The following is a 14,805-nucleotide window of genomic DNA, read 5'->3' on the forward strand; positions in this document are numbered from 1 at the left end:
ATTAATATTTTAATTGAAACTTTATATAAGTAATCTTTTTACCTTCTTCCAAAAACTTCGATTCGTAATATGTTTGTACTTCCGTTACAATTGCAGGAATATCCGAATGATCTGGGTGATAAACATCGTGTGTAGAACGAATCACTTCGTGACCTTCAATGTGAATAACACCATGTGTATACCCATGTAAAAATTCAGAATCCGTTTTTAAGTTTACTGTTCCTTCTGGTTTCAAGATTGTATTGTAACGTCTCAAAAATTCAGGATCTGTCAAACGATGTTTTGTTCTTCTGTATTTGATTTGTGGATCTGGGAAAGTAATCCAAATTTCGCTCACCTCATTTTCTGCAAAAAGATGATCGATAATTTCGATTTGAGTTCGAAGAAATCCAGCATTTTCTATTCCTTCATCCAAACAAGTCTTAGCACCACGCCAAAATCTTGATCCTTTAATATCTACTCCGATAAAATTACGATCCTTGTCACGACGCGCCATTGCAACTGTATATTCTCCTTTTCCGCATCCAAGTTCTAACACAATTGGATTATCGTTCTTGAAAAATTCTTTGTTCCAATTTCCTTTTAATGCAAACTCATTAATCGCCTCTTCTCGTGTTGGTTGAACAACATTCTGAAAAGTTTTATTTTCGTTAAATCTTCTGATTTTATCTTTTCCCATTTCGGATATATTTTGCGCGAAATTACGAGATTTTGATTAATCTAAAAAACTGTTCTGAAAACACATAAATATCATCAAATAGTATTTATGTAAAAAGGTTTATTATTTTTGTATTGAAAAACTAAAATTAGAAAAATGGATTTTATCAAACAATTTCATAGTGGCTGGGCTTATCTTGTGATTTTGATGGGCGTTATCTTTATGATTTCAACATTAATTTATGCGATTTCTAAAAAAGATACAAACGCAACAATTAAAAAAATCGGGTTATTTACAACCATTACTTTTCACGTTCAATTATTACTTGGATTAGTCTATTATATAATGATGTTTTCTGCTTTAGAACCATCAGGAATAATGAAAGATTCTGGCTTAAGATTAACTTTTGTTGAACACCCTATGATGATGATTGCAGGTGTTGTTTTTATGACAATTGCTAATGCAAAATTGAAACGATCTACAACTGTACCAATGAGCGTTGCAGTCTTTGCAATTATTGGTTTAGTTTGTATTTTAAGTAGAATTCCTTACCATGTTTGGTTTGCTTAAAAATTTAGAATAAATTCATAGAAAAGAGTATTAAGTTATTAATACTCTTTTTATATTTTTATGTGATTTATAATTTTTTTATTCTAATTTCGTTATTAACAAGTCGCTAAAGCTTTCTTTTAAATTTTAAGAATCTTTGGCACTCGATTTGAAATAGACTTGTACAAACTAAGAAATAAAATGAAATATATAAAATATCTATTCTCTTTGCTTTTGGTTTTAGTAACTTTTAACCTAAGTGCCCAAGATTTCCATACAGCAAATATCAAGGTTGATTACGAACAAGAAACCGGAACTTTAAACATAACCGCGCGTACATTTACCAATCAGTTGGAAAAAGCAGTTGGTGCAGATGTTTCGAACAAATCTAATTTTGAGAACAAGTTGAAAGCGTATGTAAATAGTAAAGTTGATGTCAAAGTAAATGGTAAAGCTTTGGGAACTTCGTATTATGGTTATCAGGTAAATGATAAATCGACACGAGTTTTCTTTAAGTTTGATAAAATTTCTGATATCAGCTCGATAGAACTAAAAGTAGCTTTGTTGACAGATATTTTTAATGACCAACAAAACATTGTAACTTTTGATGTCAAAAACAAAAAAGACACAAAAGTATTAACAGGAAATAACGACACCGTAAAGATGTCTTTCTAATAAAGCAAAAGCCTTCCGATTTCGGAAGGTTTTTTTATTTCAAATATGCTTAATAATTATCTCTAATCACTCGCAATAACTTTTCGTTCTCATTTCGAATCCAAGATAAATCTTTGATCGAATTGTTATTCATCAAACTAAAAATTAACGTTCTTCCAGATTTAGTTTTCAAATAACCACTCAACGTTACATTATTGTTCAATGTCCCTGTTTTGGCGTAAATATAAGGTTGCGCCGAATCTTTGTATCTATTTTTGATTGTTCCCGTTTTACCGCCGATTGGGAAAATAGAAAACAAACGTTGCTCAGGAAATTCGTTGTACATTTTCCCTAAAACTTGCGCAAAACTTTGAGGTGTAAACAAATTATAACGCGATAATCCCGAACCGTCAAACCATTCTGGTTGCTGTTTCAAATCATTCAACAAATATCTTTTCGAAAAGGTAATCGTTTCAGAAGCGCTCAATTTTCCTGGTAAAGTACTCGAAGCTAAAATCAATAAATGTTCAGCCAAAAAATTATCGCTATTTTCCATCATTTCGCGGTAAACATCATCTGATTTCTGACTATAAAACACTTTCGGATTATTGACCATTGGCGTTTTGACCATATCAACAGGTTTCCCCAAAATTTGCGACAACGATTTTTCTATCACCGTTTCATTCACAATGAAAGGAACTTTTTCTGTTCGTTTTTTATTGCTGATATAAAATTTATTGTCATAGAAATTCCTCGGCTCTGGCATTTCTCTAATTTCTGTTAATTCTTCAAAATATGTTGGAAATGTTTTGATTGAACTTCCATTTTTCGAAATTGAAACTAAATTTTCATGAATCGGAAACTGACTTCTTTCTGGTGCATAATCTTTTCTAAAATCGTCCCAAGTCCAACCTGGTAAAAAAGATTCTTCGTCGAAATTATTCCAATGAAAAACAATTTTAGAACCATTATTTTTCAGGAAATCTAACGCTCGTGTATTTTTATATTTTGGATGCAAAAAAGTTGGATCTCCAGTTCCTTCGATATGCAATTCGTCACCAATCAACTGATATTTGAATGCAGGAATCGAATCATTCAACATTTTCATCGCTGTATACAACGTAAAAATTTTGGTGTTAGATGCTGGAATAAAAAATTTGTTCCCGTTATAATTATAAATTTCTTCTTTCGTGATTGGATCATATAAATAAAATCCCGTGAATTGAGTAGAATAGAAATCAGAATTGAGATGTTTCTCAATTAATTCGGTTTGCGCAAAAAGATGCACAGACGAAAAAATTGATAATATGGTAAGTAAATACTTCATTAATCTTTGTTCTCGAAAGGAATTGTTGACGAATTCGATTCGTTTTTAATAATCATTTCTGTATGTGGATAAGGCATCGAAATATTATTGTCGTCCAACGCATATTTCACCGCGCGATACAATTGCCAATAAGCTGTCCAATAATCGCTATTTTTCACATAACAACGCACAGCCAAATTCACAGAACTTGCAGCAAATTCTAGAATCTCAACCGTTTTAGATTGTGTATCATCAACCAATTCATTTTTCTCTAAAACATTCAACAAAACTTCGCGCGCTTTGTCAAAATCATCATCATAAGAAATACCAACATTTACATCTAATCTACGATATTCTTTTACAGAATAATTGGTAATTGGATTGTTAAATAAATTCCCGTTTGGCAAAGTTATGATCTGTCCTTTTGCAGTTGCAATTACTGTATTTAGTAAATTTATCGACTCTACACTTCCTTCATTTCCTTGCGATACGATATAATCCCCAACTTTGAAAGGTTTGAAAAGAATAATTAAAATTCCTGCTGCAAAATTTGACAAAGATCCTTGTAAAGCTAAACCAACTGCTAAACCAACACCTCCTAAAGCTGCAACAAAACCAGAAGCATTAAAACCTAATCGACCTACAACAAAAGTTAATACAATAGCTTTGAATAATATATTAAGAATTGGAATTAAAAACGTACGAATTGATAAATCGACATTTCGTGCAACCATTCTTTTTTCGATTAACTTGACAAGTTTACCTGTTACCCAAAAACCTATTATTAAGGTTAATAAAGCAGAAACTAAGCTCCATCCAACTTCAGAACCTTTCGTTAATAACCATTGTGTAAAGTTTTCTAAATCCTTAAATGGCGTTGTTATAACATCTTGCAAACTATCTACCTTATCTTGCTCTTGCATAATTATTCTTTTTTATTATTAATTCAGTTGATAAAATTAGTTCCAATCTAACATCTTTTCAAAAAAATAGAAAAATTATCATTTTTTTTAACTAATTTTAATAAATATGAATATTGGTACAATATTCGTTAAGAACAAATTACAACTTAAAAAAGGCTATAATTAAAAATTAAAATCTATGAACATTATTGAATTAGTAAAAGGGTATATTACCCCAGATTTAATCTCGAAAACTTCATCAGAATTAGGTGAAAATGAATCGGGAATTTCTAAAGCAATCAATGCATTTATTCCAATTATTTTGGGAGGTGTTTTAGAAAAAAAGAATTCTACTACAGGTCTATTCCATACCATCAAATCTTTTGGTGCTTCTCGTGGATTAGCAAATATCTCGACAGAACAAGAAACGCCAGACACGATTAAAGAATTAATCAATGTTATTTTTGGTTCGAATGCACAACCAATCGTTTCTAAAATTGCTGAATATGCTGAAATTTCGACAGGTTCATCTTCAAAATTATTAGACTTAACAGCTTTAACAACTTTTGGCTCTATTGGAAAAGAAGCAGAATATAACAATGTTACAGAATCTGATTTCTTTTCATCTTTAGGTGGAATTAAAGATAAAATTTTAGGATTAATTCCAACTGGTTTAGGTCTTGGAGCTTTAGGTTTAGGAACAATGTTTAATGATGCGCCTAAAATCACTGAAACAAAAGATGTTGCAAAAGATCATGTCACTGAAACTATTACAGAAACAAGAAAAGTAGTTGATGTAGAACCAGAAGAAAAACCTTATGTAGCACCAGTTGATGCTTACGCAGAAACCCATAATAAAAACAATGGCGGTGGAGATTTTTGGAAATGGTTAATTCCATTAATTTTAGTTGCTTTAGCAGCCTTTTTCTTATTAAAAAAATGCAATAAGAATGAAGAAAAAACAGTTGTTACAGAAGAAACTGAAATTGTGGTTGATTCATTGAATGAGGATTCTCTAAACACTGCGCCAAAAGAATTATCTGATATCGATTTAGATGGTGTTGCTTTGAAAGGATACGCAAATGGATTAGAAGATCAAATTATCAAATTTATCAAAGCTCCAGATTTTGCAACAATGTCAGAAGATCAATTAAAAGAAAAATGGTTCAACTTTGATAATGTAAATTTCGTTTTTGGTAAAACTGATCAATTAGAACCAGGTTCTGACATTCAATTAGACAATGTTGCTGCAATTTTGAAAAAATATCCAACTGCAAAAATTAAGCTTGGAGCGTACACAGATAAAGTTGGTGATGATGAGAAAAACAAAGAAATCTCTCAAAAAAGAGCAGATTACTTAAAAGCTGAATTAACAAAACGTGGTGTTGGTGCGCAAATTATTGCTGCCGAAGGTTACGGAGAAGAATTTGCAAAAGTAGCTGAAACAGCTTCTGACGCAGAAAGAGCTTCTGATCGCAAAATGTCATTACGTTTTACAAAATAGTCATTTCATAAAATTTACAAATAAGGGTAAAAGCAATTTTATCCTTATTTTTTTGTTATTTTTTTCGAAACCAACTCGCAACAAGCTAAACAATTAATATCTTTGCACACTATGAAATTTTCAATCGATAAAAAAGACGAATTTTCTAAGGCAAGAGCCGGTGTTGTAGAAACCGATCATGGTAAAATCGAAACACCTATTTTTATGCCAGTTGGTACGGTTGGTACAGTAAAATCTGTTCACCAACGTGAATTAGAAGAAGATATTAAAGCCCAAATCATTCTTGGAAATACTTATCATTTGTATTTGCGTCCAGGAACTGATATTTTGCACAGAGCGGGTGGATTACATAAATTTATGAATTGGCAAAAACCAATTCTTACAGATTCTGGGGGATTCCAAGTGTATTCTTTGGCAACAAGTCGTAAAAAATCTGAAGAAGGTGTGCGTTTCAAATCGCATATCGATGGTTCTTACCACATGTTTACGCCAGAAAAATCAATGGAGATTCAGCGTTATATCGGAGCTGATATTTTTATGGCTTTTGATGAATTAACAGGAATTCCAGCAAAATATCACGATGCAAAACGTGCGATGCATGTTACACATCGTTGGTTGGAACGTTGTAGAACTTGGTTAAACAATAATCCTGAATATTACGATCACAAACAAACGCTTTTCCCAATTGTACAAGGAAATGATTTCAAAGATTTACGTCAAGAATCAGCAAAATATATTGCGGATTTCGGTGCAGAAGGAAATGCAATTGGTGGATTATCTGTTGGAGAACCTGAACCTGTGATGTACGAAATGACAGATATCGTAACAGAAATTCTTCCTCAAGATAAACCCCGTTATTTAATGGGAGTTGGAACACCTTGGAATATCATCGAATGTATTGCACTTGGAGTTGACATGTTCGATTGTGTAATGCCAACGCGTAATGCGCGTAATGCCATGTTATTTACATGGAATGGTGTAATGAACATGAAAAATGCAAAATGGAAAGATTGTTTCGAACCATTAGACGAAAACGGAACAAGCTATGTGGATATTTATTACACAAAAGCCTATGTTCGCCATTTATTTAATGCTAACGAAGCTTTAGGAAAACAAATTGCATCAGTTCATAACCTTGCCTTTTATTTAGATTTGGTAAGAGTGGCAAGAGAACATATCTTAGCAGGAGATTTCGCTCAATGGAAAGAACAAATTGTTCCACAATTAAAACAACGTCTGTAGTTTGAAAATAATTGATAAATACATCATCCGAAACTTTATCGGAACCTTTATCTTCATGGTTTTAATTTTGTCTACTATCGCTGTTATTGTCGATCTTAGTCAAAAGTTAGGACGTATTAATGATAGTGGTTCTACAGCTTTTTCGGCTTTAACCCAATTTTACCCTTATTGGTCTATTTGGATTATTAACACCTTTTTACCAATTGCCGTTTTTATCACTGTGATCTATTTTACATCACGACTGACGATGCAAACCGAAATTGTAGGTGTACTTTCGGGTGGTATTAGTTTTTATCGATTTACACTTCCATATATTTGGGTTGCTACATTTTTAGCTATTTCTGCTTTGGTAGTAGGAAATGTGGTTTTACCTTGGGCAAATATCAAAAAAAATAAATACCAATACACCCATTTATTGAGTAATAACGACAAGGAAGAATATTATAAACGACAACGTATCGGTTCGCAAATTTCTCCTGACGAATTTGTTTTTGTGGATAGTTATGACAGAACAGAAAAATTAGGAAGTTCTTTTATGTATCAAAAATTTGATTCGACTGAGTTGAAAAAACAAATCATCGCTTCAAGTTTTAATTGGAATGATAAAGATTCTACTTATGCATTAATGAGTGTTTACACGCGCGATATTAACAAAGATAAAACGGAAAAGTTAAATTACGAAGCCAATACAAATTTGAAGTTACCAGCTTCTCCAGACGAAATTTTACCAGAAGAATATGTTGCTGAAACAATGAATACCTTCGAATTGAATGAATTTATTCAAAAACAAAAAGCAAAAGGTTCTGCCAATGTAAATACATACGAAAATGAATTAAATAACCGTTTAAGCGGTCCATTTTCAACTATTATTCTGACACTTTTGGCTCTATCGCTTTCATCTAAAAAACGTCGTGGAGGAATCGGAATCAACCTTGCAGTTGGTATTTCGTTAGCGTTTGTCTACATTTTCTTCTCTCAAACAACGTCTACGTTTTCCGAAAAAGGATACGTGTCTCCACTAGTCGCCTCGTGGATACCAAACATCGTCTTCGGATTACTAACTTTGTTTTTATATTTCAGACGAGCTCGTTCATAAAATATTTCAAAAATCCAGTTCTTTTCGGAACTGGATTTTTTATATCAACGATACAAGTAAATAATTTATTAAATCCATCTAAAAACTCACCATGATTTTACTAAAATAATTCTTTTAAATTAATCAATTTCAAGAAATATTTTTTTTTATTCAATTGATAATTAATAACTTTAAGATATTCTAAATTAATTTTTTAGATTTCAAAAAAGTTCAAGTGTAAAACTAAAATCAATTGATATGAAAAAAAATTTACTCCTTTTATTTTTGATACTTTCGGTTTCTATTTTTTCGCAAGAAACATTAAATACAATGTTTTATAATGTGTTCAAATTTCCGAATTCACTTCCTCAAAATCGTCAATTGATCTTAAGAGATATTTTAGACGAATACAAACCAGATTTATTTATGATTTGTGAATTAGTAACAGAAAATGGCGGTGATTTAATCTTAAATACATCTTTGCAAAATCAACCTGATAAATTTGCTCGCGCACTTTTTGTAGCTGACACAACGAAACCAGATGATCCGTTACAAACAATGGTTTTTTATAACACACGCAAATTGACGTTAGTTAATCAACAAAAAATTCCCACAGTTTATCGCGACATCAATCAATATTCTTTTCAATTAAATATTACTTCAAACGATCCTATTCATTTAGAAGTTTTTGTTGCGCATCTAAAATCGAGTACAGGACCTGCAAATCGTCAAATGCGTTTGGAAATGGTGCAAGAAGTCACAAAATCCTTGAAAAAATTAACGCAACCTAATACATATGTTCTTTTTGCTGGAGATTTTAATTTTTATAATTCATCAGAACCAGCTTATCAAGAAATTATCAATCCGGCAAATGCTATTTTGATGATTGATCCATTAAATGCACTTGGAAATTGGCAAGACAATCCAGCTTTTAGTTATTTACATACACAAAGTACACGCGTTTCTAACATAGGTTTTGGAAGCGGAACTAATGCAGGGGCAAGTGGCGGTTTGGACGATCGTTTTGATTTTATTATGATGAGTGAAAATTTCAAAAACAGCTCACGTTTTTCTTTTATAAACGATAGTTATAAAGCGTATGGAAATAATGGAGATTGTTTGAATAAAGATGTTAAAGATCCTGATTGTACAGGCATTTACTCTCAAACTCTACGAACTAATTTGTACAATATGAGCGATCATTTACCTATTGTCATGCAATTTAAAATTCACGAAAATTTAAACACAAAAACGTTTGAATCAAAACCATTTATCTGGTTGCAATCAGCAAATATCACGAATGATAAAATTATAATTGGAGTTGATAAAACACAATTAAATGTTCAAAATAATATACTTTTCATTTACAATTCTATTGGACAAATTGTACAATCGGTTCGTATTAATAATCAATCAAATATAACAATTGATTGTCAAGGATTAGCGGCTGGAATCTATTATATTAAAACAAAAGAATCGAACGAAGTTTTAAAGTTTATAAAGAAATAACTCGATATTAATTTTATCGAAAACAAGATAATTTCATTCAAAACAATAGCTCAACTGTTTACTTAATATTCTAGCTAAAATCAACTCTTTAAAAATTTCGTCAACTTACAGAAAATTCGTAATTTTGCATCTTAGTACAAATTCTAAAAGTAAGATGATAAACATTTCTCTTCCAGATGGAAGTGTAAAACAGTATGAGAGTGGCGTAACTCCTATGGACGTGGCGCTAAGCATTAGTGAAGGTTTAGCACGTAATGTAATTTCGGCTATAGTAAACGATCAACAAGTTGAAACAACAACCCCAATCACCACAGATGCAACGATCAAATTGTTAACCTGGAATGATGAAATGGGTAAAAAAGCTTTTTGGCATTCATCTGCTCACTTATTAGCGCAAGCTATTTTAGAGTTTTATCCAAATGCTAAATTAACAATTGGACCTGCGATTGACAAAGGTTTCTATTACGATGTTGATTTTGGTGAGGATAAATTTACAGAAGCTGATTTTGCGAAAGTAGAAAAAGCAATGTTAGAGAATGCAAAGAAAAAAGCTGAATTCAAATTATATTCAGTTTCGAAAGCAGAAGCATTAGAAACGTATAAAGACAATGAATACAAAACAGAATTAATCTCTAACTTAAATGATGGAGATATTACTTTCTGTACACACGATAATTTTACAGATTTATGTCGTGGTGGACACATTCCGAACACTGGGATTGTGAAAGCTGCAAAAATCTTGAATGTTGCCGGAGCATACTGGCGTGGAGACGAGAAAAACAAAATGTTGACTCGTGTTTACGGTATTACATTCCCAAAACAAAAAGATTTAACAGAATATCTTGAGTTATTAGAAGAAGCAAAAAAACGTGATCACCGTAAACTAGGAAAAGAATTAGGTTTATTTGCTTTCTCTGAAAAAGTTGGTGCAGGTTTACCACTTTGGTTACCAAAAGGAGCTGCTTTGAGAAGAAAATTAGAAAACTTCTTATTGAAAGAGCAACAAAAAATGGGTTACGAAATGGTCATTTCTCCGCACATTGGTCAAAAAGAATTGTATGTAACTTCTGGTCACTATGCAAAATATGGTGCAGATAGTTTTCAGCCAATTAAAACGCCAAACGAAGGAGAAGAATTCTTGTTAAAACCAATGAACTGTCCACATCATTGTGAGATTTACAAAACATCTCAATGGTCGTACCGCGATTTACCAAAACGTTATGCTGAGTTTGGTACAGTTTATCGTTACGAACAATCAGGAGAATTGCATGGTTTAACTCGTGTTCGCGGATTTACTCAAGATGATGCTCACTTATTCTGTACACCAGATCAATTATTAGAAGAATTCAAAAAAGTAATTGATTTAGTCTTATATGTATTTACAAATCTTGGATTTGATAATTATTCGGCTCAAATCTCATTAAGAGATCCAGAGAATAAAGAAAAATACATCGGATCTGATGAAAACTGGGAGAAAGCTGAACAAGCAATTATCACAGCATCAGCAGAAAAAGGTTTACCAACAGTTGTAGAATATGGCGAAGCTGCATTCTATGGACCTAAGTTAGACTTTATGGTGAAAGATGCATTAGGACGTCAATGGCAATTAGGAACAATCCAAGTGGATTATAACTTACCAGAACGTTTTGATTTAACTTACACTGGAGCAGACAACGAAAAACACAGACCAGTAATGATTCACCGTGCGCCATTTGGCTCTATGGAACGTTTCATTGCAATTTTGTTAGAAAATACAGCAGGTAATTTACCACTTTGGTTAACACCAGATTTATTCACAATTTTACCAATTAGTGAAAAATATGTGGAATATGGAGAAAAAGTATTAAATTTGCTGGCCGAAGAAGAAATTAACGGACTGATTGACAGTAGAAACGAGAAAACTGGTAAAAAAATCCGTGATGCCGAAATCGGTAAAATTCCTTTCATGTTAATCATCGGTGAAAAAGAAGCAGAAAACGGTACAGTTTCTGTAAGAAGACACGGAGAAGGTGATTTAGGAGAGATGACGATTCAAGCGTTTATCGACTTCATGAAAGAACAAATCAAATTAAAATAATTTAAAACAGAATAACTATCGCAATTAGAAGAAAAGGCGGCAGAGGTCCAGCCAGAGTAATTAAGGAAGATCAACACAAGATCAATGATAAGATTGACGCGAAAGAAGTACGCGTTGTTGGAGAAGGTATAGAACCTGGTGTATATCCAATAGCTAAAGCTTTAGAACTTGCAGAAGAACAAGGTTTAGATTTGGTAATGATCAGTGAAAAAGCCATTCCACCTGTTTGTCGTGTCGTAGAGTACAAAAAATTCTTATACGAACAAAAGAAAAAAGAAAAAGAACTTAAAGCTAAACAGCAGAAAGTTGTCGTAAAAGAAATTCGTTTCGGTCCTCAAACAGATGATCATGATTACGAATTCAAAAGACGTCACGCAAGATCTTTCTTAGAAGAAGGTTCAAAATTGAAAGCATATGTTTTCTTCAAAGGACGTTCTATTATCTTTAAAGATCAAGGAGAAATCTTATTGTTACGTTTAGCTCAAGAATTGGAAGATGTTGGAAAAGTAGAACAAATGCCAAAACTTGAAGGTAAAAGAATGATTATGATGATGGGACCTAAGAAATAATTAGGTTCTTATCATCTTACAAAAAATAAAAAACGTTTTAATTTTAAATATTTGTAATCATGCCAAAATTAAAAACAAAATCTGGAGCGAAAAAACGTTTCAAATTAACAGGAACAGGTAAAATTAAAAGAAAACACGCTTTTAAAAGCCACATCCTAACAAAAAAAGAGACTAAACAAAAGAGAAATTTAACTCAAACTGGTTTAGTTGATCAAGCTGATGTTCATTCAGTAAAACAACAATTAAGATTAAAATAAGAACGTGTTCTTATTTGGTTTATTAATTCATTATTAACCCTGTCGATGGGCCTTAAAGCAGAGCAATCTCGCCCACTACAAAAAAATTAAAAATTATGCCAAGATCAGTAAACGCAGTTGCGTCAAGAGCTAGAAGAAAAAGAGTTTTAAAACTTGCAAAAGGATATTACGGAAGAAGAAAAAACGTTTGGACTGTTGCTAAAAATGCAGTAGAAAAAGGTTTAGTATACGCTTACCGCGATAGACGTCAAAAGAAAAGAAATTTCCGTGCGTTATGGATTCAAAGAATTAACGCTGGAGCAAGATTACACGGATTGTCTTACTCTAAATTTATGGGAGCTATCCACAAAGCTGGAATTGAATTAAATCGTAAAGTTTTAGCTGACTTAGCGATGAACAATCCAGAAGCTTTCAAAGCAATCGTAGAAAAAGTAAAATAATTTTTTTAAACAATATTAAAACGTTTTAAAACTTGGCTATTTAGTCAAGTTTTTTTTTGCTTAAATTTGAATGAATGTCATTCTAAACTTGTTTTAGAATCTCATCATAAATATTATTTAAAAACCCTCAAATGAATCAACAAAAAGATTTATTTCTAAGAATTTGGCCATTTTTTTTTGTATTTTTTATCTACAATTTTGCCGCAATCGCCATGACGCAATATTATGGACGCGACGAATTACATCTGCATTTCAATCAATACAGCAATCATTATCTCGATAAACTCTTTGTTTTTTATACCGATTTTGGAACCTATTATTTATTTTTTATACTTCTTGGTTATCTATTTTGGAAAACTACTCGTCGTTATTTTTATTATTTATTAGCTTCTGGAGCAGTTGCAACAACAATTAGTGTCTTTTTTAAGAATGTCTATTTCGAACAAGTTTTACGTCCTGGATATTATTTTACACAGAAAAAAATAGACATTATTCTAGTCAAAGATTATGCGATACAAATGGCTTCAACTTTTCCTTCGGGACATTCATTAACAGCCGCAATAATTTCGATGACTTTATGTTTATTAACCAAAAACAGATGGTTACAATTATTTTTTGCGCTCCATTTTCCGAGTATCGCAATTAGTAGAATCTACTTGTCACGCCATTTTGCGATTGATACAGTTGGCGGTTCGTTTATTGGTTTTTTTATATTTATCTTTATGTATTACATCATCAATCAATCTAATAAACCAAAATTAGATCAAAAATTTATTAACAATGGAGATTCAAAATAAACTTAAAATATCATTAATACAATACGATGTAATCTGGGAAGATGCAAAAGCTAATCACGCTTATTTAGATGAATTATTAACCAATCATCAAACCGATATTATATTGTTACCAGAAATGTTTGCTTCGGGATTTTCTATGAATGTAGAAAAAATTGGTCAAAAGCCTTTTGGAGAAACATTCGAATGGATGCAACACAAAGCCAAAGAATTGAATTCTGCGATTGCTGGAAGCATTTCTACGCATGAAAACGATAAATACTATAACCGATTTTATTTCATCTGTCCAAGCGGCTCTATTTACATTTACGATAAGAAACATTTGTTCAGTTACGGAAAAGAAGTTGGCGTATATTCTGCTGGAGATAAAATTGTAACGATAGATTATAAAGGATGGCAAATTCGTCCTATTGTTTGCTACGATCTACGATTTCCAGTTTGGATTCGCAATACTGAGGAAAATCCCTACGATTTGATACTTTGTAACGCTAGTTGGCCAAAAGCACGTCGTGAAGCTTGGATTTCACTCCTAAAAGCTCGAGCAATCGAAAATATGGCTTTTCTTGCTGGCGTAAATAGAATTGGTGTAGATGGCTATAATCTCGAGTATCAAGGCGATTCGCATCTGTTTGATACTTTGGGACAGGATTTGAAAACGATAAACAATCATCCCGAAATTTTACAATTCGAAATTGATAAAGAAGAACAAGATAAAACTCGAAAGCATTTTAATTTCCTAAATGATCGCGATTCATTTTATTTTGGATAAATAAAAGCTCAACTTCGGTTGGGCTTTTTTTATGGAATTATTTGGGCGTTCCCTTCGGTCGGGCTATCCGTTGCAATCTTTTGTAGAAGAAAATTGGAAGTGATTACAGGAAAATCCAATTTCTACAAAAGGATTTCCACTACTATCCCTAACGCGGGTTGTAAGTTCTGAGTTTTGAGTGATAAGTTATAATTTATAAGACATAAGATTTAAGACTTACAGGAATAGAAGTAGAAGTTAAAATATCCACTTGAGGGAAATAGGGGTATTTTCGAGTTATAAGTAGTAAATTTTAAGTTAGTTGAAAAAGGAAGCTTCCTTTTTATTAAGAAGAAGCTTCTCGTTGACTAATTAGAAGCTTCTTGTTGGATGAAAGCAAGCTTCTTATTAACTGACTAGAAGCTTCTTGTTTTATAAAACATAGTTTTGAGTTAGCGTAAAGCTTACAGCCTTCAGCCTAAAGCGAAATCCATAAACACAAAAAAGCCTCAAGTTGTTCA

15 protein-coding genes are annotated in these 14,805 nt (G+C 32.2%); 12 read left to right on the forward strand and 3 right to left on the reverse strand.

The features are described from left to right. Position 1: 1 nt before the first annotated feature. On the reverse strand, positions 2–679 hold the full coding sequence (trmB, locus tag B3M86_RS04745) for a tRNA (guanosine(46)-N7)-methyltransferase TrmB (RefSeq protein WP_038337121.1): 678 nt from the start codon (positions 677–679) through the stop codon (positions 2–4). 135 nt (positions 680–814) lie between these two features. Between trmB and B3M86_RS04750 the strand changes: the two genes are divergently transcribed. Together B3M86_RS04750 and B3M86_RS04755 are read left to right on the forward strand one after the other, a co-directional pair. Continuing rightward, the gene (locus B3M86_RS04750) at positions 815–1,228 is read left to right on the forward strand and encodes a hypothetical protein (RefSeq protein ID WP_038337122.1); all 414 of its coding nucleotides are present in this window, start codon (positions 815–817) and stop codon (positions 1,226–1,228) included. Positions 1,229–1,408: 180 nt separating this feature from the next. Next, positions 1,409–1,882: a DUF6702 family protein gene (locus B3M86_RS04755; RefSeq protein ID WP_038337123.1), complete on the forward strand. Its 474-nt coding sequence runs from the start codon at positions 1,409–1,411 to the stop codon at positions 1,880–1,882. A 49-nt stretch (positions 1,883–1,931) separates the two neighbouring features. On the opposite strand, the gene B3M86_RS04760 is transcribed toward B3M86_RS04755, so the two are convergent. Together B3M86_RS04760 and B3M86_RS04765 are read right to left on the reverse strand one after the other, a co-directional pair. Then, complete coding sequence (locus tag B3M86_RS04760; protein WP_038337124.1) at positions 1,932–3,188, reverse strand: D-alanyl-D-alanine carboxypeptidase/D-alanyl-D-alanine-endopeptidase; 1,257 nt, start codon at positions 3,186–3,188, stop codon at positions 1,932–1,934. After that, positions 3,188–4,090, reverse strand: coding sequence for a mechanosensitive ion channel family protein (locus B3M86_RS04765; protein WP_180905406.1), 903 nt, complete (start codon positions 4,088–4,090; stop codon positions 3,188–3,190). The genes B3M86_RS04760 and B3M86_RS04765 overlap by 1 nt, the downstream gene beginning before the upstream one ends. A 178-nt stretch (positions 4,091–4,268) precedes the next feature. Between B3M86_RS04765 and B3M86_RS04770 the strand changes: the two genes are divergently transcribed. The 10 genes from B3M86_RS04770 to B3M86_RS04815 all read left to right on the forward strand — a co-directional run bounded on the left by B3M86_RS04770 (position 4,269) and on the right by B3M86_RS04815 (position 14,305). After that, positions 4,269–5,573, forward strand: a complete 1,305-nt coding sequence (locus B3M86_RS04770) for an OmpA family protein (protein WP_291075886.1) — start codon at positions 4,269–4,271, stop codon at positions 5,571–5,573. A 111-nt stretch (positions 5,574–5,684) separates the two neighbouring features. After that, complete coding sequence (gene tgt / locus B3M86_RS04775; protein ID WP_291074946.1) at positions 5,685–6,815, forward strand: tRNA guanosine(34) transglycosylase Tgt; 1,131 nt, start codon at positions 5,685–5,687, stop codon at positions 6,813–6,815. 1 nt (position 6,816) lies between these two features. Continuing rightward, on the forward strand, positions 6,817–7,911 hold the full coding sequence (locus B3M86_RS04780) for an LptF/LptG family permease (protein WP_291074944.1): 1,095 nt from the start codon (positions 6,817–6,819) through the stop codon (positions 7,909–7,911). A 237-nt stretch (positions 7,912–8,148) separates the two neighbouring features. After that, positions 8,149–9,399, forward strand: a complete 1,251-nt coding sequence (locus B3M86_RS04785) for a hypothetical protein (protein WP_291075884.1) — start codon at positions 8,149–8,151, stop codon at positions 9,397–9,399. A gap of 154 nt (positions 9,400–9,553) precedes the next feature. Next, positions 9,554–11,476 carry a threonine--tRNA ligase gene (gene thrS / locus B3M86_RS04790; protein ID WP_038337131.1) on the forward strand — a complete coding sequence of 641 codons (1,923 nt, stop codon included), beginning with the start codon at positions 9,554–9,556 and terminating at the stop codon, positions 11,474–11,476. A gap of 59 nt (positions 11,477–11,535) precedes the next feature. Continuing rightward, positions 11,536–12,045, forward strand: a complete 510-nt coding sequence (gene infC, locus B3M86_RS04795; RefSeq protein ID WP_236688239.1) for a translation initiation factor IF-3 — start codon at positions 11,536–11,538, stop codon at positions 12,043–12,045. Between the two features lie 59 nt (positions 12,046–12,104). Next, positions 12,105–12,302: a 50S ribosomal protein L35 gene (gene rpmI / locus B3M86_RS04800; RefSeq protein WP_038337133.1), complete on the forward strand. Its 198-nt coding sequence runs from the start codon at positions 12,105–12,107 to the stop codon at positions 12,300–12,302. 95 nt (positions 12,303–12,397) lie between these two features. Next, entirely contained in the window at positions 12,398–12,742 is a 345-nt protein-coding gene (gene rplT / locus B3M86_RS04805; RefSeq protein ID WP_038337134.1) for a 50S ribosomal protein L20, read from the forward strand. A 131-nt stretch (positions 12,743–12,873) separates the two neighbouring features. Continuing rightward, entirely contained in the window at positions 12,874–13,539 is a 666-nt protein-coding gene (locus tag B3M86_RS04810) for a phosphatase PAP2 family protein (protein ID WP_291063538.1), read from the forward strand. Beyond that, positions 13,523–14,305, forward strand: a complete 783-nt coding sequence (locus tag B3M86_RS04815; RefSeq protein ID WP_291068930.1) for a nitrilase-related carbon-nitrogen hydrolase — start codon at positions 13,523–13,525, stop codon at positions 14,303–14,305. The genes B3M86_RS04810 and B3M86_RS04815 overlap by 17 nt, the downstream gene beginning before the upstream one ends. Positions 14,306–14,805 lie beyond the last annotated feature (500 nt).

It is taken from the genome of Empedobacter sp. UBA6305 (genome assembly GCF_002440405.1).
Lineage (GTDB): Bacteria > Bacteroidota > Bacteroidia > Flavobacteriales > Weeksellaceae > Empedobacter > Empedobacter falsenii_B.